The organism is Streptomyces sp. NPDC051286, assembly GCF_044455345.1.
In the GTDB taxonomy this organism is placed as follows: Bacteria; Actinomycetota; Actinomycetes; order Streptomycetales; family Streptomycetaceae; genus Streptomyces.
Genome location: NZ_JBITER010000008.1, coordinates 113,354 through 132,593, shown reverse-complemented (window position 1 = coordinate 132,593; position 19,240 = coordinate 113,354). Strand labels below are relative to the sequence as shown.

Annotated in this window: 14 protein-coding genes; 5 read left to right on the top strand and 9 right to left on the bottom strand. The window is 70.5% G+C overall.

Annotated elements, in window-relative coordinates:
* The first annotated feature begins 265 nt into the window (after positions 1–265).
* Positions 266–1,210: an NADP-dependent oxidoreductase gene (locus ACIBB8_RS11100; protein WP_398950730.1), complete on the top strand. Its 945-nt coding sequence runs from the start codon at positions 266–268 to the stop codon at positions 1,208–1,210.
* A gap of 140 nt (positions 1,211–1,350) precedes the next feature.
* On the opposite strand, the gene ACIBB8_RS11095 is transcribed toward ACIBB8_RS11100, so the two are convergent.
* A complete protein-coding gene (locus ACIBB8_RS11095; protein WP_398950728.1) occupies positions 1,351–1,761 on the bottom strand; it encodes an RNA-binding S4 domain-containing protein in 411 nt (136 codons plus the stop codon).
* Between the two features lie 443 nt (positions 1,762–2,204).
* Here ACIBB8_RS11095 and ACIBB8_RS11090 point away from each other — a divergent pair, with 443 nt between their 5' ends.
* Together ACIBB8_RS11090 and ACIBB8_RS11085 are read left to right on the top strand one after the other, a co-directional pair.
* Positions 2,205–3,686: an APC family permease gene (locus ACIBB8_RS11090; RefSeq protein ID WP_398950726.1), complete on the top strand. Its 1,482-nt coding sequence runs from the start codon at positions 2,205–2,207 to the stop codon at positions 3,684–3,686.
* A 52-nt stretch (positions 3,687–3,738) separates the two neighbouring features.
* Positions 3,739–4,710: a hypothetical protein gene (locus tag ACIBB8_RS11085; protein WP_398950724.1), complete on the top strand. Its 972-nt coding sequence runs from the start codon at positions 3,739–3,741 to the stop codon at positions 4,708–4,710.
* 242 nt (positions 4,711–4,952) lie between these two features.
* Here the strand turns inward: ACIBB8_RS11085 and ACIBB8_RS11080 are convergent, their stop codons facing one another.
* Positions 4,953–7,022: a PhoX family protein gene (locus tag ACIBB8_RS11080; protein WP_398950722.1), complete on the bottom strand. Its 2,070-nt coding sequence runs from the start codon at positions 7,020–7,022 to the stop codon at positions 4,953–4,955.
* Positions 7,023–7,259: 237 nt separating this feature from the next.
* On the opposite strand from ACIBB8_RS11080, the gene ACIBB8_RS11075 reads away from it, so the two are divergent.
* Positions 7,260–9,125: a VWA domain-containing protein gene (locus ACIBB8_RS11075; RefSeq protein WP_398950720.1), complete on the top strand. Its 1,866-nt coding sequence runs from the start codon at positions 7,260–7,262 to the stop codon at positions 9,123–9,125.
* Here ACIBB8_RS11075 and ACIBB8_RS11070 read toward each other — a convergent pair.
* Together ACIBB8_RS11070 and ACIBB8_RS11065 are read right to left on the bottom strand one after the other, a co-directional pair.
* The gene (locus ACIBB8_RS11070; RefSeq protein WP_398950718.1) at positions 9,059–10,282 is read right to left on the bottom strand and encodes a sensor histidine kinase; all 1,224 of its coding nucleotides are present in this window, start codon (positions 10,280–10,282) and stop codon (positions 9,059–9,061) included. The genes ACIBB8_RS11075 and ACIBB8_RS11070 overlap by 67 nt on opposite strands.
* Positions 10,279–10,932 carry a response regulator transcription factor gene (locus tag ACIBB8_RS11065; RefSeq protein WP_366136545.1) on the bottom strand — a complete coding sequence of 218 codons (654 nt, stop codon included), beginning with the start codon at positions 10,930–10,932 and terminating at the stop codon, positions 10,279–10,281. The genes ACIBB8_RS11070 and ACIBB8_RS11065 overlap by 4 nt, the downstream gene beginning before the upstream one ends.
* A 147-nt stretch (positions 10,933–11,079) precedes the next feature.
* Here ACIBB8_RS11065 and metG point away from each other — a divergent pair, with 147 nt between their 5' ends.
* Positions 11,080–12,684 (top strand): methionine--tRNA ligase, encoded by a 1,605-nt coding sequence (gene metG, locus ACIBB8_RS11060; protein ID WP_398950716.1) that lies wholly within the window; start codon positions 11,080–11,082, stop codon positions 12,682–12,684.
* A gap of 82 nt (positions 12,685–12,766) precedes the next feature.
* On the opposite strand, the gene ACIBB8_RS11055 is transcribed toward metG, so the two are convergent.
* The 5 genes from ACIBB8_RS11055 to ACIBB8_RS11035 form a co-directional block, all read right to left on the bottom strand.
* Positions 12,767–13,570 carry a L,D-transpeptidase family protein gene (locus tag ACIBB8_RS11055; protein ID WP_398950714.1) on the bottom strand — a complete coding sequence of 268 codons (804 nt, stop codon included), beginning with the start codon at positions 13,568–13,570 and terminating at the stop codon, positions 12,767–12,769.
* Between the two features lie 413 nt (positions 13,571–13,983).
* The gene (gene aspS / locus ACIBB8_RS11050) at positions 13,984–15,768 is read right to left on the bottom strand and encodes an aspartate--tRNA ligase (protein WP_398950712.1); all 1,785 of its coding nucleotides are present in this window, start codon (positions 15,766–15,768) and stop codon (positions 13,984–13,986) included.
* Positions 15,769–16,108: 340 nt separating this feature from the next.
* The gene (locus tag ACIBB8_RS11045) at positions 16,109–17,209 is read right to left on the bottom strand and encodes an AI-2E family transporter (protein ID WP_398950710.1); all 1,101 of its coding nucleotides are present in this window, start codon (positions 17,207–17,209) and stop codon (positions 16,109–16,111) included.
* An 86-nt stretch (positions 17,210–17,295) separates the two neighbouring features.
* Positions 17,296–18,258 (bottom strand): pirin family protein, encoded by a 963-nt coding sequence (locus ACIBB8_RS11040; RefSeq protein WP_398950708.1) that lies wholly within the window; start codon positions 18,256–18,258, stop codon positions 17,296–17,298.
* Between the two features lie 372 nt (positions 18,259–18,630).
* On the bottom strand, positions 18,631–19,071 hold the full coding sequence (locus ACIBB8_RS11035) for an SseB family protein (protein WP_037701899.1): 441 nt from the start codon (positions 19,069–19,071) through the stop codon (positions 18,631–18,633).
* Between the last annotated feature and the right edge of the window lie 169 nt (positions 19,072–19,240).

The following is a 19,240-nucleotide window of genomic DNA, read 5'->3' as shown; positions in this document are numbered from 1 at the left end:
CCCGTACGTACTCCTGGCGCGCGGGCCGCTCCACTCCACTGCACACCCGGATCGACCATGTGCTGGTCAGCGGCGACTCCCGGTACGGTCCGCCCGCTTGCCGCGCCTCGACGGCACCGGCCACCGGGCGCTCCTCGTCGGACCCGACCTGCACACCGGCTGAGGGCCGGGCGCGCACCCGGTTCGACGTGCGGCGGCGCGCGGGCCGGGCAAGAGTGGAGGGCAGGACTGCGTGACCGTCGGGGTCGACTGAGAGGTCTTCCGTATGCGAGCCATAGCCGTCAGCGCGTTCCGGGCCGATCCTTCACTGATCGAGCTTCCCAAGCCGGATCCCCGGGCCGGCGAGGTGCGGGTGAAGATCATGTACGCCGCGCTCAACCCGTGTGACTGGCAGATCGCGGACAACGCCCCGGAAGGGGCTGCGGAGTCGGTGTTCCCGCTGGTCGTCGGCGTGGACTACGCGGGCCGGGTGGACATGATCGGCGGCGGCGAGAACCGCTTCCGGGTGGGCGACGAGGTCTTCGGCCGGGTGAGCGGATCGCCGGCGGGCCCGGGCACGTACTGCGACTACGTGTCCGTCCCGCAGGACTCCGCGATCACCCTGGTCCCGAACGGTCTCCCGCTCCGGACCGCCGCGGCGCTGCCGTCCGCCGGGATGACCGCGGCGCAACTCCTGGAGACCGCGGTGCTCCGCGGCCACGAGAGCCTGCTCATCATCGGAGCGGCGGGCGGCGTCGGCAGCTATCTGACCCAGCTCGCGTCCGCCCGGGACCTGCGCGTCATCGCCGCCGTCCGCGGCGACGAGCACAGGCGGATGAGGGCGCTCGGCGCCGCGGTCACGATCGACACGATGGCCCGTCCGCTCGAAGCGGCGGTACGGGAGGCGTGCCCGGAAGGCATCGACGCGCTCGTCGACCTGGTGTCCACCACTCCGGACGGTTTCGCGGCGCATGCGGCGCTGGTCCGGGCCGGGGGTGTGGCCGTCTCCACGCGGGGCGTCGCCGGGCGGGCCGCCCGTCCTGCCGGTGTCAGCGGCATCGACTTCCGCCTGGAGCCGACACCCGTGCTGCTCGACGTCCTGGCTACGGGGGCCCTGGAGGGCGTGCTCAAGGTGCCCATCGACATCGAACTCCCGCTGGAGAAGGCCCCGCAGGCGCTCGACCGGAACCGCACGGGCGGCGCCCGCGGCAAGACCCTGTTCGCACTCTGATCCGCAACGTACGAACCGAGCTGCCGGGCGACGAGAAAGGGGCGCCGGCGCCGCTGTGCCAGGAGGTCGCGGCGGCACGGGCGATCGCCTCACCGCAGCCGAGGGCGTCGGGAGCCCACTCCCTGTCGCGGGGGAGGCCGTCAGGCCGGCCGGCCCCCGTGACCGCGGCTCTGCAGGCGTTCCATCTCGCGGCGGTCGCGCTTGGTCGGGCGGCCCGTGCCGCGGTCGCGGACCGGCACCTGGATGACCGCTCCGCGCGGCGGCGGGGGCGGGCTGTTGTCGACGAAGCACTCCGCCGCCACCGGCGGGCCGACCCGTTTCTTCACGATCCTGGACACGACGACGATCCGGTCGCGGCCGGTGTGCCGGAGCCGTACCTCGTCTCCCACATGCAGCGTCTGTGCCGGCTTGGCACGGTCCCCGTTGACCTTGACGTGCCCCGCGCGGCAGGCGGCAGCGGCCTGCGAGCGGGTCTTGGTCAGCCGTACCGACCAGATCCAGCTGTCGACGCGGACGCTTCCCTCCGCCTGCGGTGCCTCACCCGAAACCATGTCTCCGACTGTAGGCCTTCCGCCCGGGCCGTGAACCTCGTACGGGACTCACGCAACGCTCTTACGGCCTGGTGCACGATAGCGAGCGGGCTCCCGGCGCCATGCGACTCCGCCTCCGGCGTTGTCGTCGGTCGACGACTCCCCCATAGCCCTCAGGCATGGGGGACCCCCTTCGCGTCGCCTCTCTCCTCCGCCTTGGATTCGAAGCCGCATGACGCCGCTCGCTGATCCACTTTCTATCGTGCACCAGACCGTTACCGCCCAAGCCGACACAGCTGTAATCACGGGACTACGATGCGGACGATCTTTCCGAACGGACTGACCGCATCCGTTCGGAGTTTCGAAGATCTATCTCTGACATGCCGCCACATGTCGTGCCTCTGAAGGATGTACGGGGATTCCGCCGTGGCACGCCGTACTTCCGGAAGCAGTTGAGAACAGCGATGCGCAACACGCCCGCCCGGCCCGGCCGTGGGCTCCAGCCCAATGCCCTCGGTACGTTCAACACGATCGTGATGGCGGTCGCGGGCAGCGCCCCCGCCTATTCGCTGGCCGCCACCAGTGCCGTGCTCGTCGGTACGGTCGGTCTCGGCGGGCCCGCCGCCCTGCTGTACTGCGCGATACCGATGCTCGGCATCGCCCTCGCCTACCGGCAGCTCGGCCGGATCGACGTCAACGCAGGCGCCGGTTACTCCTGGGTCGGCAGGACCCTGCACCCCTTCCTCGGTTTCCTCAGCGGTTGGGCGCTGGTCGTCGCGGCAACCCTGTTCATGGTCGCCGGATCGCTGCCCGCGGGGACGATGACGCTGACCGTCATCGACTCGCGCTCGGCCGACAACACGACACTCGCCACCCTCATCGGGGCGGGCTGGTTCCTGCTGATGCTGCTCGTCGTGCTCGGCGGGGCCCGGCTCAGTGCCCGAACCCAGCTGCTCATCTCCGGGGTCGAGCTGGTGATCCTGCTGCTCTTCGCGGTCGTCGCGCTGGTCCGCGGCTCCACGGGCACCGGGGCCGGTGCCGCACACGCCTTCGCATGGTCCTGGCTCGGCCTCGGGCACTTCGACGGGGCCTCCGACTTCGCCTCCGGCGCGCTGATCGCCGCGTTCTACTACTGGGGCTGGGACGTCACCGGCAACCTCAGCGAGGAGACCCGCGACAGCCGCCGCACCGCCGGGCTGGCCGGGATCGTCGGCGTGCTCACCGTCTTCGCGCTCGTCGAAGTGTTCGCGATCGCGGTGAACGTGATCCTCTCCGCCGACGACATCCAGCAGCACAGCGCCAACGTCCTGACCGTGCTCGGGGAGAAGGTGTGGCCCGGCGTCGGCGGAAAACTTCTGGTGGTGGCGGTGATGCTGTCCACCGTCGCGACTCTGCAGACCACGCTCATCCAGGTCACGCGCTCCTTGTTCGCGATGGGCCGCGACCGCACGATGCCTGCCGCGTTCGGCCGGGTGCACCGCAGCTGGAACACGCCGTGGGTGGCTGTCGCGGCCGTGGGCGGGGTCGCCCTCGTCCTGATCCTCGCCTCGCTCGCCCTCGGCCGCGCGCAACGGATCCTGGGTGTGGCCGTGCAGGCCATCGGGCTGCAGATCGCCGTGTACTACGGGCTCGCGGGGCTGGCCGCCGTCGTCGCGTACCGCAAACTGCTCCTCCGCTCGGTCCGGGACTTCGTCCTCGGCGGGCTCTGGCCGCTGACCGGTTCGCTCTTCATGTTCTGGATCTTCTTCGAGGCGCTCGGCGACTTCAGCAGAACGGCGCTCGCGCTCGGCCTCGGCGGTCTTGCCGTGGGTGTCGTCCCGATGTTCTGGTACCGGCGGCGCGGCAGCTCGTACTACCGTCCGGCGAAGCTCGATGCTTCGCGGACCGTCCAGGCCGAGGATTCGTCCGGGTGCACCGATTCCGCCACGATCCTCACCGACTTCTGATCCCCGGCCCCTCCCGCCCTCACCAGCCCCGAGAGGAAACGACCCTCCGAGCATGGCTGTACGCCGACGCCGCACCCTCCCACCCGTGCGCTTCGACCCGGACTTCGGCGACCGGTCGCTCACCGCGGCCCGCCAGGACATCGTCATCGGCCGCTGGCAGGGCGTACGCGATCTGCTGCACGCCACCGGCAACGCGTGGGCACTGCGCACCCACCGGACCCGGCTGCTCGCCCACGCCGCCGCGGGCAGCTCCACCGCGGAGACCTGGCTCGCCGCCGAACCGAAGAACGCCGACGCGCACGTACTGAAGGCGGCGACCGACGTCGTACGGCTCTTCGGACGGGCCGTCATGGCGGGCCGCGGCGTCGCCGTCGACCAGGACCGGGTGGACCGGGTCGTCCGCTGCTGCCTGCGGGCCGCCGAGGCCTGCCCGTCCGACCCGATGCCGTGGGCGTCGCTGCTGACCGTGGCGCGGCTGTACGAGGACGGGGCCCGGCGCCGGATCACGCAGTGGTGGGACGAACTGCTGCGCCGCGACCCCCACCACATGGAGGGGCACACACAGCTGCTGCGTTACTACTCGGCGCGCTGGCACGGCACCCACGGCACCATGTACGACTTCGCGCGCGACGCGGCAGGCGCGGCGCCGCCCGGTTCGCCGCTTCCGGTGCTGGTGCAGATCGCCAGGGTCGAGGAGTACCGGTACGTCTCCGATGCCACGCACGGGCGGCCCGTCGTGGCGCCGCGCACCGGGCAGCAGCACTGGAACCACGAGCTGGCGGTGACCGAGGTGTGCCGCACCTGGGAGCGGTGGCTCGGGATGCGCGCGGCCGGGCCGGTCCCCCCGGAGGAGGTCGGCGAGCTGAACTACCTCGCGCACGCGGCCTGTTACGCGGGGCGTCCCGCGGAGGCCGCGGACGCGTTCCGGCTGCTGGACGGGCGGGCGGTGCTGGTTCCGTGGTCCTACACCGGGGACGCGGAGGCGCAGTTCACGCGGTGGCGCCGCCAAGTCACCACCGCGTGAACCCTTGCGCGGGCGGGCTCAGAGCCTGTCGGGCGGCCACGGCGTATCACGCACGCTTCCGGCTTGCCGAAATGCCCCAGGGCGTGTTCCGAAAGTCCCGCCTGCCCGGCGACGTCTGGCACGCACGCTCGCTGCGTTGTCGGGCTCGCCCCGATACGCCTGGTATCGGGGCGACCCTCCGCCTTGCGATCGCACGCAGCACGCCGCGTCCGCTCTCCGATCGAAGGTCACCTGACAGGCTCTCAGACGCCGATGTCGCGGCCGTCCTTGCGCCAGACGGCGACGACCGACGGGCGCACGATCCTGCCCGGACCGTCCGGCCAGCTGCTCGCCGGCTTCTCGACGGACGCGCCGTCGATCTCGCCCGGGTGCTGCACCGCGACGAGCACCCGGCGGTCCTGCACCAGCGGACCGCAGGTCTCGGCGCCGCTCGGCACAGTCAGGAACTGCTTGAGCTCACCGCGCCGCTCGCCCTGGGTGGCGACCCCGAACAGGCCGTCGTGCGAGCCGAGCTGGTTTCCGTCCGTGGCGATCCACAGGTTGCCGTGCGGGTCGAACGCCACGTTGTCCGGGCAGGAGATGGGGCTGACCTTCTCCTTGGGGAAGCCGGAGAAGTACGTCGCCGGGTCGTTCGGGTCGCCGGCGACGAGGAACAGCCGCCAGGCGAAGCCGTCCGAGGCCGGGTCGTCCCAGTGCTCGGCCAGCTCCAGGATCTGGCCGTGCTTGTTGTTGTTGCGCGGGTTCGCCTCGTCGGCCGGGGCGCTGCCGGCGGCGCCGCGCTTGGTGTTGTTGGTCAGCGCGACGTAGACCCGGCCGGTGCGCGGCGACGGCTCGACGTCCTCGGGGCGGTCCATCTTCGTGGCGCCGACCTTGTCACCGGCCAGTCGCGTGAAGACGTACACCTCCTCGGCGGTCATCCCGGGCACGTGGGAGGTGTTGCCCGTCACCAGCGGGATCCAGACGCCACTGCCGTCGAACTCACCGTCGGACGGAAGCTTCCCGGTGCCGTCGAACTCGGCGGCCGGGGAGTCGCCGGTCAGCCTGGCGACGTACAACGTCCCCTCGTCCAAGAGGGTGAGGTTGTGCTCGCGGGCGGCCCGCGAGTTCCCCTTCTTCATCTTCTTCGACGATACGAACTTGTAGAAGTAGTCGAAGCGTTCGTCGTCGCCCATGTAGACGACCGGCCGGCCGTCGGCGGTCAGTCGGGGCTGCGCGGCCTCGTGCTTGAAGCGGCCGAGCGCGGTGCGCTTGCGCGGCGTCGCGTCCGGGTCGTACGGGTCGAGCTCGACGACCCAGCCGAAGCGGTGCGCCTCGTTCGGCTCCTGCGCCAGGTCGAACCGCTTGTCGAAACGCTCCCACTTGCGCTCGGTGGCGCCGGCCGCGATGCCGTACCGCTTGTCGGTGTCGCTGGAGCCGTTGGCGAAGTACTGGTTGAAGTTCTCCTCGCCGTGCAGCGTGGTGCCCCACGGGGTCGTGCCGCCCGCGCAGTTGTTGAGCGTGCCGAGCACCTTGCGGCCGGTACGGTCGGCGGACGTACGGAGCAGGGGGCTGCCCGCAGCCGGGCCGGTGACCTCGAACTCACTGGTCGCGGTGAGGCGGCGGTTCAGCGGGTGGCGGCTGACCGCCGACAGCTTGCCGGTGCGGCTCTCGTCCTGGACGACGACTACGGACAGTCCGTGTGCGGCCCAGGCGATCTCGACCTGCTCGCGGGTCGGGTTGGCCGGATCGTAGCCACGGAACATGAGGTTCTCGTCCGTGTACTCATGGTTGGCGACCAGGACCTGGCGGCCGCGCTCACCGGGGAGCGGGAGCAGGGAGAGGAAGTCGTTGTTGTAACCGAACTGGCCCGCCTGCGCCTTCGCAGACTGCTTGTCCGGGTCGAAGGCGGGCGCGCCGCGCAGAATCGGCTCGCCCCAGCGGATCACGACATTCTGGTCGTAGCCGTCCGGGACGGTGACCTTGTCGTCGTTGTTCGGCGCGACGGGCGCGAAGCGCAGACCACGGGCACCGGAGGCGGCGGGAGTCGTCGGCTTGTCCGGCGTGTGCCCGTGGCCCGCGAGCCCGGCGGCCTCGGCCTGCGGCGCGCCCGGGCCGGCCAGGACGGTCGTCCCGGCGGCAGCGGCGACGGTCACCACGGCTGCAGCACGCATCATCGAACGGCGCGAAAGGGCACCGGTGATGACATCGCCGACGTATTCGTTGTCGCTGGTGTTCGGAATCTCCTGGAAGCAGGCGTCGCCACAGCGGTAGCGGCAGGTCAGCGCAGAGCGCCCGCCCGGGTGCGAGCTGATGAGCGGCAGCAGGTTGCGCACGTGATTTCCCTCCGTATGTGTGTCTCGCGTGACGGTAAGTGCGCAGCCACGCGGTACGAGGGACTCCGCGTGAACGGAGAGTGAAGTCAGGGCCACCGCTGCCCATTTGACACGGGCGCGGGCCGCACCAACGAACGGCCGGATCTGGCCGCTAACCTTACGTATCCGCCCTGGCCAGGGATAAATTCCCGCAGTACGGACATTCATCGCACCCAACTCATGCGAAAGGCCTCGCCCATGGGCATTCGGAGCTTGCTGCGCAAGGTGTTCGGCCGCGACCGCGCGGAGCAGGACGAACCGACGACGGCCACGGTCCCGCCCCAGACGGAGCGCACCGGGCCGACGGAGTCGGAGCCCGTCGCGGTGACGGTGACGGCGGACGAGACGGTGGCGGCATCCACCCCGCCCGCCAAGGCCTCGGTGCCCGCTCCCGCCTCGCGCCGGTCCGCCTCGCCCGAGAGCGGACTGGCGGCGGACCTGGTGGCGGAGGCCTTCGACAGGCCATCGGCCCCCACCCCGAAGTCCACCCCCACAGTCCCGGCCCAGGGCTCGGCCCCGGAGCCGGTCGCGGCCGAGATCGAAGCCGAGCCGGTCGCCGCCGAGGCCCAGGTCGACTCCGCACCGGTCGCCGCCGAGGTCGAGCTCGAAGCCGAGCCCGAAGCCGAACCGATCGCCGTCGAGGCCCGGGTCGAAGCCGAACCGATCGCCGCCGAGACCGAGCCGCTCGCGGAGGCGGTCGCGCCGGAGGCCGCCGTCGAGGCCGAACCGGTCGCCACCGAGGCCCAGGTCGAAGCCGAGCCGATCGCCGCCGAGACCGAGCCGCTCGCGGAGGCGGTCGCGCCGGAGGCCGCCGTCGAGGCCGAACCGGTCGCCACCGAGGCCCAGGTCGAAGCCGAACCGATCGCCGCCGAGACCGAGCCGCTCGCGGAGGCGGTCGCGCCGGAGGCCGCCGTCGAGGCCGAGCCCGTCGCCGCCGAGGCCCAGGTCGAAGCCGAGCCGATCGCCGCCAAGAGCGAGGACGAGGTCGCACAGGTCGCCATCGAGGTCGAGCCCGTCGCCGCCGAGGCCCAGGTCGAAGCCGAGCCGGTGGCCGCCGAGGTCCAGCGGATGGCCACTGCCGAGGCCGAGCCCGAGGCCGAGCCGGTCGCCGCCGAGACCGAGCCCAAGGCCGAGCCGGTCGCCGCGGCCCCCGCGCAGGAGACCCCGGCCGAACCGGAGACGGTCGTCGTCATCGCCGAGGCCGAGCCGGAGACGCCGGCCGAGAGCGAGCCGACCGCTCCGGCCTCCGCACCCGAGCCCGCACCGGTCGCCGCCGCGGTCGACCCCACTCCCGCACCCGTCGCCGAGCCCGCACCGGAACCCGCCGCAGAGGTGCCCGTCACCGACGTACCCTCCGAGGCCCCCGCGCCCACCCCCGCCCTCCCCCTCGCCCGGGTCACGTCCAGTGCACCTGCCCTTGCCGAGCCGTACAAGGCTGCCCAGGCCGCACTGGAGGCGCACGGCCTGACCGGGCTCCGAGCCACCGTCTACCTGGTGCTCGACCGTTCCGGCTCCATGCGGCCGTTCTACAAGGACGGCAGCGCCCAGCACCTGGGCGACCGCACGCTCGCCCTCGCCGCGCACCTGGACGAGACCGCGACCGTGCCCGTCGTCTTCTTCTCGACCGACATCGACGGCACCGGCACCGTCGACCTGACCGCTCACGAGGGCCGGATCGACGAGCTGCACGCGGGGCTCGGCCGTCTGGGCCGTACGAGCTACCACCGTGCCGTCGAGGAGGTCGTCGCGCACTACGAGAAGTCGGAGGCCACCGGTCCCGCCCTGGTGATCTTCCAGACGGACGGCCCGCCGGACACCAAGCAGCCCGCCAAGCAGGCGCTCGTCGAGGCGGCGCGGCTGCCGCTGTTCTTCCAGTTCGTCGCGTTCGGCGAGGAGGACGCGAAGGGCTTCGAGTTCCTGCGGAAGCTGGACGCCCCGAACGCCGCCTTCTTCCACGCGGGCCCCGCCCCGCGCGAGGTGCCGGACGCCACGCTCTATCAGGAGCTTCTCGCCGCGCTCCCCGCCTGGCTCACCACCCGCGAGACCGCCCCCGACAAGGGCTGACCCGGCAGGTCGACCGGCAGACGTACGGTCACGGCGAGCCCGCCCCCGGGGCGCGGCACCGCCGTGACCGTACCGCCGTGCGCCACTGCTATGGAACGCACGATCGAAAGACCGAGTCCGGAGCCCGGACCCATCCGGTCCCGGCCCTCGCCCCGCCGGAACGGCTCGAAGAGCCCCGGGATGTCCGCCTCCGCCACCACCGGCCCGGTGTTGCACACCTCCAGAACCGGCCCATCGGCCCCGCCCCCTGCGACAGACACCTCCACCGTCCCGTCGGGCACGTTGTACGTCACCGCGTTGGCCAGCAGGTTCGCCACCAGCTGGGCCAGCAGCAGCCGGTTCCCCCGTATCCCGCACGACTGCGCCGAGACCCGCACACCCGGGTACCGGGCCGCCTCCTCCGCCACCACCTGTGCGAGATCGACCGCATCCCGCTCGCCCGCCGCGAGCCCCCGCTCGCTGCGCGCCAGCACCAGCAGCCCCTCGATGAGCCGCTCGCTGCGCCGGTTGTTGTCGAGGAGCGTCTCCCTGATCCGTACGAGATCCTCGGGGGTCGGGTCGTCCAGTCCGATCTGGATCGCGGCCCGCTGGGTGGCCAGCGGTGTCCGCAGCTCGTGCGAGGCGTTGGCGATGAACCGCCGCTGGCTGTCGAAGGCCGTCTGCAGCCGGGCCAGCAGCGCGTCCAGCGTGTCACCGAGCTGCTTCAGCTCGTCGTCGGGTCCGTTCGAAGCGATCCGTTCGTGCAGCGTGTGCTCGGAGAGGCGGCGCGCTTTCGCGGTCATCGCGTGGACGGGCCGCAGTACCCGCCCCGCGGTCCACCAGCCCACCCCGACGGCGCACGCCGTCATCACGAGCAGCGCGGCCGCGGACCAGATCAGCAGCTGGTGGCCGGCCGCGTCGCTGACATGGTCGGTGAGGTCGTAGACGGTGGGCGGGCCGAGGCTCCGCCGGGTAACGAGCGGACCGTTCACCGCGTAGCCCGGCTGGATGACGGCGGCGGTCGCGGCGATCGCGCGGGCCTGCGAGTCCGTACCGGCGCGGGAGGCAAGGTTGACGGTGGTGAGCAGCGCGGTCCCGAGGACCAGGAACACCCCGCCGTACACGAGCGCGATCCGCGTCCGGATCGTGGCATGCCGGACGGCCGACGGGAGCTTCACAGGGCGTACCCCACACCTTGCACCGTACGGATCAGGGCGGGTTCCCCGAGCTTCCCGCGCAGCTTGCTCATGCAGACGCGGACGGCGCCGGTGAACGGGTCGGCGTTGGCGTCCCAGGCGCGCTCCAGCAGTTCCTCCGCGCTGACCGTCCCGCCGTCCGCCTCCAGCAGCAGCTGCAGCACGCTGAACTCCTTCGGCGAGAGGTCCAGCTCCCGGCCGTCGCGGGACGCGGTGCGCCGTACGGAGTCGAGCCGGACGCCGTGCCGCTGCAGCTGCGGCGGCACGGGCCGGGCGCTGCGCCGCCGCAGCGCCCGTACCCGTGACACCAGCTCCGGGAACTCGAACGGCTTGCCCAGATAGTCGTCGGCGCCGAGGTCGAGACCCGAGACGCGGTCCTCCATGGAACCGGCAGCCGTGAGCATCAGGATCCGGGTGCGCGAGCCGGAGGCGACGAGTCCGCGCGCCACGTCGTCGCCGTGCACCCGTGGCAGATCGCGGTCGAGGACGACGACGTCGTAGTCGTGGAGCCCCAGGTAGGCGACGGCCGCGTCGCCGCTGTAGACCGTGTCGACGGCGAACCCCGCCCGCCGCAGACCGGTGGCGACGAGCTCCGCCAGGATCTCCTCGTCCTCGGCGACCAGTACCCGCATCGTGATGTCCTCTGCCTCGTGCATGCCTGTCCGCTCCCTCCCAGGATGGGTCATTGCTACCGGAAGGCATGTTTCGCAAAGGTCTCCATGGCCGGGCGGCGTTTATCGGTGTGAGTGGATCACCCATGGGCCGTTAGGATTTCGACCATGGCGGCCACTGGATCCGAGAAGCAGGGGGCGACGGCGTACTACGTCTCGACCCCCATTTACTACGTCAACGACGCTCCTCACCTGGGCCACGCCTACACGACCGTCGCAGGCGACGTGCTCACCCGCTGGCACCGCCAGCGCGGCGAGAAGGTGTGGTACCTCACCGGCACGGACGAGCACGGTCAGAAGATCATGCGCACTGCCGAGGCGAACAACGTCACTCCGCAGGAGTGGTGCGACAAGCTCGTCGAGGAGGCCTGGAAGCCCCTCTGGGAGCACCTGAACATCGCGAACGACGACTTCATCCGCACGACGGAGAAGCGGCACACGGACCGTGTGCAGGAGTTCGTGCAGGACCTGTACGACAAGGGCGAGATCTACAAGGGCGGGTACGAAGGCCCGTACTGCGTGGGCTGCGAGGAGTACAAGCTCCCCGGCGACCTCATCGAGGCGGAGGACGGCACGAAGCTGTGCGCCGTCCACAAGAAGCCGGTGGAGATCCTCAAGGAGGAGAACTACTTCTTCAAGCTGAGCGAGTACGGCCCGAAGCTGCTGGAGTTTTACGCGAACAACCCCGGCTTCATCCAGCCCGAATCGGCCCGCAACGAGGTCGTGAACTTCGTCCGGCAGGGCCTGCAGGACCTGTCGATCTCACGCTCCACGTTCGACTGGGGCGTCCCGGTGCCGTGGGACGAGAAGCACGTCATCTACGTGTGGGTCGACGCGCTGCTCAACTACGCGACAGCGGTCGGCTACGGCGCCAACCAGGAGAAGTTCGACGGGACGTTCCCGGCCGATGTGCACCTGATCGGCAAGGACATCCTCCGCTTCCACTCGGTCATCTGGCCCGCCATGCTGATGGCGCAGGGTCTGCCGCTGCCCGGCAAGGTCGTGGCCAACGGCTGGCTGATGGTCGGCGGCGAAAAAATGTCGAAGTCGAACCTGACCGGCATCAAGCCGCAGGACCTGACCTCGCACTTCGGCGTGGACGCGTACCGCTGGTACTTCCTGCGGGCGATCGCGTACGGCAACGACGGCTCGTTCTCCTGGGAGGACTTCACCGCCCGCTACACCTCCGAGCTCGCCAACGACTACGGCAACCTCGCCTCGCGCGTCGCCGCCATGGTCGGCAAGTACTTCGGCGGGTCGCTCCCGGAGGCCACGGCCGCCGGTGAGGCCGAGAAGGCGGTCCAGGAGGGCCTTGCGAAGGCCGTCGCCACGGCCGACCGGAAGATCGGCGAGGAGGTGGACTTCCAGGCCGGCATCCTGGCGATCTTCGACTTCGTGAAGCAGGTCAACGGCTACATCACGGAGCAGGAGCCCTGGAAGGTCGCCAAGGACGAGTCCCCCGAGGGCCGGGCCCGCCTCGCGACGATCCTGTACACGGCCGCCGAGGCGCTGCGCGGTGTCGCGGTCCTGCTGAACGCGGTGATGCCGGAGACCTCGCAGAAGCTGTGGGAGTCCCTCGGCGCGGAGGCGTCCCTGGGCGCTCTGCCCGACCAGCTCGTGCAGGAGGCGGGCAACTGGGGTCAGCTGCCGGCGGGCGCCACGGTGACGAAGGGTGCGGTGCTGTTCCCGCGCCTGGAGGAGAAGCCCGCGTAGTTCTCGCGACGCAGAAGAGGGGCCCGGACCGGTGACGGTGCGGGCCCCTCGCGTATGCGGGCTCCTCGCGTGCCCGATGTCATCAGCGGCCCAGGGCCGCGGCGTCACCCATGACGACCACCGGCACCTTTGCCGGGTCGAGGACGCGCAACAGTTCCCTCATCCGGTCCTTGGGGAGCGAGATGCAGCCCTGGGTCGGTCCGCCGTGGTCGACATGGAGCCAGATGCCGCCGCCCCGCTCCTCGCCGAGCGGACGGGTCGGGTCCAGCGGGGAGGCGCCGGGGATGCGGTTGTAGTCGATGGCGATGACGTAGTCGAAGGACCCCTCCAGGGAGTCCCCGTGGAACCCTTCGCCGCTGACGGTGAAGAGCGGGTTCTGCTCGTACGGAAACGCGGTGCCCGGGGCGGCGCGCCGACCGCCCGCGGCCGTCAGCCCGTAGACCCCGGTAGGGGTCCGGAGGTCACCCGCCCGGTGCTCGTCGGTCCAGCCCTTCAGGGCGTTGTGGGCGGGCCACGGGCCCATGACCGGCTGCCAGCCCACCATGGGGTCCTCACGGGTGTAGAGGACGGCGGTGGCCAGACTGGAGTCGGGTGAGTCCCCGGTGACGACCAGCGCCTGCCGGGAATCGGCCGGGATCGCCGCCCTGATCCCCGGCCCCAGCAACTGGATCTCGCGAGGACGCCTGGGGGCGGCCGGTCCACGGGCGCCGGCGACCGGGCCCGTCGCACCGGAGGTGCCGGCGGGCGCGGGGGCGTGGGAGCCGTCGCTGGGCACAGTGGCGGGTGCGGTGCCTGAGACGCCGCACCCGGTCAGCACGAGGAACAGTGCGGCGCAGACGGCGTACGGCGGACGTCTGGACCTGCGACGTGACACGCGTTCGGGCACGAGGGCTCTCCTAGGGATCGGTGCCGAAGGCGGCGGAGGCGAGTCCCCGCGCCAAGTCCCCGAGCCAGTCTTTGCCGACTCCACTCCCGACCAATCAGACAAAGCGGCCATCCGGCCGCATCCGATCAGGTTCTCTTTGCCGCTGCGGGCGTGTCCCGCTGTTCAGCTGCCTGCGCGCAGGAACGGAAAGGCCCGGAACCGTACCCTGCCGAGCCGGTTCAGGGCCCTTCCACCCCGCGGGGGACCAGAGGGTCAGAGGTCCGTGCCGTCGTGCGTCTCGTCCGGGTCCACGGCGAGCTATGCGCTGCTGTGCAGGACGGTCGACCAGGAGCAGAACACGGCACAGCCCCCGGCCGGCGGCCGGGGGCTGTTTCACGTGGAACGGAAGCGGACCTCTGCGGTCCGGAACCGGTCTACTTCTCGGTCTTGTCCTTCGCCGCCGCGACCGGCTTGCGCAGCTGGATGTTCAGCTCACGCAGACGACCCTCGTCCAGCTGGGTGGGCGCGCCCATCATCAGGTCCTGCGCGTTGCCGTTGAGCGGGAAGGCGATCGTCTCGCGGATGTTCGGCTCATCGGCCAGGAGCATCACGATGCGGTCGACACCGGGGGCGATGCCACCGTGCGGCGGGGCGCCGAGACGGAACGCGCGGAGCATGCCCGCGAACTCCTGCTCGACGGTCTCGCGGTCGTAACCGGCGATCTCGAACGCCTTGAGCATCAGCTCGGGCTCGTGGTTACGGATGGCACCGGAGGACAGCTCGATGCCGTTGCAGACGATGTCGTACTGCCAGGCGAGGATGTCCAGCGGGTCCTTCGTCTCCAGGTCCTCCAGGCCGCCCTGGGGCATCGAGAAGGGGTTGTGCGAGAAGTCGATCCTGCCGGTCTCCTCGTCCTTCTCGTACATCGGGAAGTCGACGATCCAGCAGAACCGGAAGACGCCCTCCTCGAAGTGGCCGGCGCGCTTGGCGGCCTCGACCCGGACGGCCGACATGATCTTGGAGACCTCGTCGAACTCCCCGGCGCCGAAGAAGACGGCGTGGCCCGGGACGAGCGACAGACGCTCGGTGAGGGTCTTGATGTCCGACTCGGTGAGGAACTTGGCGATCGGACCGGCGAGGGTGCCGTCCTCGCCGACGCGGACCCAGGCGAGACCCTTGGCGCCGTGCTCGACGGCGTACTCACCCAGACCGTCGAAGAACTTACGGGACTGGCCCGCGGTGTCCGGCACCGGAAGGGCGCGGACGTGCTTGCCGGCGAACGCCTTGAACTCCGAGTCCGCGAAGACGTCGGAGATGTCGACGAGCTCCAGCTTGGCGCGCAGGTCCGGCTTGTCGTTGCCGTACTTCAGCATCGACTCGCGGAACGGGATCCGCGGGAACGGCGACGTGACGTGGCGGCCGTTGCCGAACTCCTCGAAGAGCTCGGTCATCAGCTTCTCGATCGGCCGGAAGACGTCCTCCTGCTCGACGAACGACATCTCGACGTCGAGCTGGTAGAACTCGCCGGGGGAGCGGTCGGCGCGGGCGTCCTCGTCGCGGAAGCACGGCGCGATCTGGAAGTAGCGGTCGAAGCCGGAGATCATCAGCAGCTGCTTGAACTGCTGCGGAGCCTGCGGCAGCGCGTAGAACTTGCCGGGGTTCAGCCGGGACGGGACGACGAAGTCACGGGCGCCCTCGGGGGAGGTCGCGGTGAGGATCGGGGTCGCCATCTCGTTGAAGCCGAGGGCCACCATCTTCGAGCGGATCGAGGCGATGACGGCGGAGCGCAGCATGATGTTGCGGTGCATGCGCTCGCGGCGCAGGTCGAGGAAGCGGTACTCCAGGCGCCGCTCCTCGTTGACCCCGTCCTCGGTGTTGATCGTGAAGGGCAGCGGGGCGGCCTCGCCGAGCACCTCGACCTCGGCGACCTCGATCTCGATCTCGCCGGTCGGGAGCTCCGGGTTGACGTTGTCGGCGCCGCGCGCGGAGACCTTGCCGTCGATCCGGACGACGGTCTCCTTGGTGAGCTTCGACAGAGCTTCGTTGCCGGGCGTGCCGGGGCGGGCGACGAGCTGCACCAGACCGTAGTGGTCGCGCAGATCGATGAAGAGGATGCCGCCCAGGTCTCGGCGATTGTGCAGCCAGCCGCTCAGCCGGACGTCGGTGCCGACGTCAGAGGCGCGGAGCTCGCCGCAGGTGTGGGACCTGTACCGATGCATCGTCGTTCATCCAGTCTTCGCGGTTTGGTGGATTCAGCCTCCCCAGGCTACCGCCCACGCCCGCACCACTTCATTGCCATAACCCCAGGCAAGATCATCCGGCGTGGTCGGGGCGCCACCGAGGAGCCCGTCGGCGGCCTCCTCGGTGGCATCAGCCGCACACATCTTCCTCAAGTAGGGCAATGCGCACCGAGGACGTCCTGGCCGCGACGGCGACCGGCCTGTGGCGCTGGGACAACGGAGCCGGGACCGTCACGCTCGATGCGGAGGCGGCCCGGCTGCTGGAGCTGCCCGCCGAAGCCGGTGTCTTCCGGGAGGCCGCGGAGCCGCAGCCCGGCTCTCAGCCGCCGGAGGGGTTCGGCGGGGAGGACGGGCTCGGTGGGGTGGATGGCGGTTCGTCCTGGGCGTGGCGCGTGCGGAGTTCGCCGAGGATGCCGAACGCCGCCGCGCACGCCGGTACCGCGAGCAGCATGCCCAGCACGCCCGCCACGCTCGCGCCCGCGGTCAGCGCGATCATGATCATGGCCGGGTGCATCTGGACCGTACGGCTCTGGATCAACGGCTGCAGCACGTGCCCCTCCAGCACCTGGACCGCGAGCACCACCCCGAGCGCCCAGAGCGCGATCACGACCCCCCGGTCGACGAGCGCCACCAGAACGGCGACGGCACCCGAGATGAACGCCCCGAGATACGGGATGTACGCGCCGGCGAAGACCAGCGCCCCCAGCCCCACCGCCCCGGGCACCCGCAGGATCAGCAGACCTACGGTGATGCAGATGGCATCGATCAGCGCGATGAGCGTCGTGCCGCGCATGAAGCCCTCGACCGCTTCGAACGCCCGCCGTCCCATCGCCTCGACCAGGTCACCGGTGCCGCGCGGGGCGACGGAGTGCGCGAGTTTCACGGCCCGGTCGGAGTCACGCAGGAAGAAGAAGGTGAGCAGCAGGGCAAGGACGGCGGTCGCGATCAGCGAGCCGACCAGGCTGATCCCGGTGAGCAGTCCGCCCGCGGCGCTCGCGCCGAATTTCTCGACGAGCTTCTGCGCGTTGGCGACGAGATTGTTCACATTGGTGTTCCGGGCGATCCCGAAATGGTCGACGACCCACTGCCCGGCATGCTTCAGTGACTGGATGATCTGGTCGCCGGTGTCGATGAACGCGGTGACGACGATGTACCCGGCGCCGCCGGCGAACGCGACGAGCAGCGCGCAGGTGAGCCCGGCGGCCACCGACCGGTTCACCCCTCGGGCGACCAGCCAGCGGTAAACAGGGCCGAGCAGCGCCGTACCGAGCAGGGCGAGCAGCACCGGGGTGACGGCCGTCTTGAGGGCGACGCACAGCCAGATGGCGACCGCGGCAACACCGGTGACCAGCAGAAGTACGGCGCACCAGGCAGCTGTTCGCCACGCGATGTCGGGCAGGAGGGGTTTCCGGGTATCCACCCTCCCACCCGATCACGGCGCGGGAGCCATGTCCCGCCTGTACGGCCGAACGAGTGACGGGCCGTCAGTCCGGCCCGTCACGCAGGTCACTCACCCATGCCGTGGACTGCGGGCACAGTGCCGAGACGGCCGGCCTGGAAGTCCTCGAAGGCCTGCTTCAGTTCGGCCTGGCTGTTCATGACGAACGGCCCGTAGTGCGCCATCGGCTCCCGGATGGGGCGGCCGCCGAGGAGGACGACCTCCAGGTCCGGGGTGTGGCCGTCCTGCTTCTCGTCCGCGCGGACGGTCAGCGAGGAGCCGGCCCCGAAGACGGCGGTCTGCCCCATGTGGACGGGACGGCGCTCCTGGCCGACGGTGCCACGACCGGCCAGCACGTACGCGAGTCCGTTGAAGTCCTCGCGCCACGGCAGGGTCACCTCGGCGCCGGGGCGCACCGTGGCGTGGATCATCGTGATCGGGGTGTGGGTGCCCCCCGGACCCTCGTGCCCGTCGAGCTCACCGGCGATGACGCGGAGCAGCGCGCCGCCGTCCGGGGAGGCGAGGAGCTGGACCTGGCCGCCGCGGATGTCCTGGTAGCGGGGGGCCATCATCTTGTCGGCCTTGGGCAGGTTCACCCAGAGCTGCAGCCCGTGGAAGAGGCCGCCCGACATGACGAGGGACTCCGGCGGCGCCTCGATGTGGAGGAGGCCGGATCCGGCCGTCATCCACTGGGTGTCACCGTTCTTGATGGTGCCGCCGCCACCGTTGCTGTCCTGGTGGACGAAGGTTCCGTCGATCAGGTACGTCACGGTCTCGAAGCCGCGGTGCGGGTGCCACGGGGTGCCCTTCGGCTCTCCGGGCTGGTACTCCACCTCACCCATCTGATCCATCATGATGAACGGGTCGAGGTACTTGTAGTTGATCCCGGCGAACGCACGGCGAACCGGGAAGCCTTCGCCCTCGAATCCGCTCGGCGCCGTCATGACGGCGAGCACGGGACGGGCCGTGGCGTCGCCCGGGGCGGCGACCTTGGGCAGGGTCAGCGGGTTTTCGACGGTCACTGCGGGCATGGGGGGCCACCTCCGGGATTGTCCTGGCTTCAATTTAGTTGAACAGTGAACATCCTGCAAGGGCTGCGGCATTCCCGCACCGCCGCAGCCGCTCCCCGGACAACGAGAAGGGGTCCGTACCCGACAGGTACGGACCCCTTCTCGGAGGTCAGCAATCAAACGCCTGCGAAGCAGTGACACCCGGCGCCCGGGACTTTCGAAACACGCCCCAGGAGGGTGCTGAAGATCTTGGCCGGATCAGCGAGCGGCGTCTGGCGCGTGCAGCCGCAAGGCGCCGAAGCGGCCTCATAGCGGAGCTATCAGGCCGTTTTGACAACGCCGCAGATGTGCGTGCAAGACGCCGGGCGCCCGGCCAAGATCTTCAGTGCCCTCCTAGCCGTACATGCGACGCATCGCGAAGTCGACCATCTGCTCCACGGCCTTGGCGTCGAAGACCATGCGGTGCTCGCCCTCCATGTCGAGGACGAAGCCGTAGCCGGTCGGCAGCAGATCGATCACCTCGGCGCCGGTGATCACGAAGTACTTGGACTCCTTGCCCGCGTACAGCCGCAGCTCCTTGAGCGTGGTGAACATGGGGATCACCGGCTGCTGGGTGTTGTGCAGGGCGAGGAAGCCGGGGTTGTCGCCGCGGGGGCAGTAGACCTTCGACGACGCGAAGATCTGCTGGAAGTCCTCGGCGGACAGAGAACCCGTGGTGAAGGCCCGTACCGCATCACCGAGGGAGGGCGGCGAGGGCTCGGGATACAGCGGCTGCTCGCCGTAGCCGCCACCCATCTGCTGCTGTGCGCCCTGGTTCTGGTCGTAGCCGTACATGCCGCAAAGAGTAATCGGCCACATCAGGGGCTTGAGGGGTTGCGTCTTATTACTGACGGGTAGCATCATCGGTGAGGTCAGCTGATATACGCACCGCCAGCTCGTCGCCCGCCCGGCCCTCACCCCTCCCCGGGGCGCTGCGCGCCACTGCTATTGATTACGGAGCCTT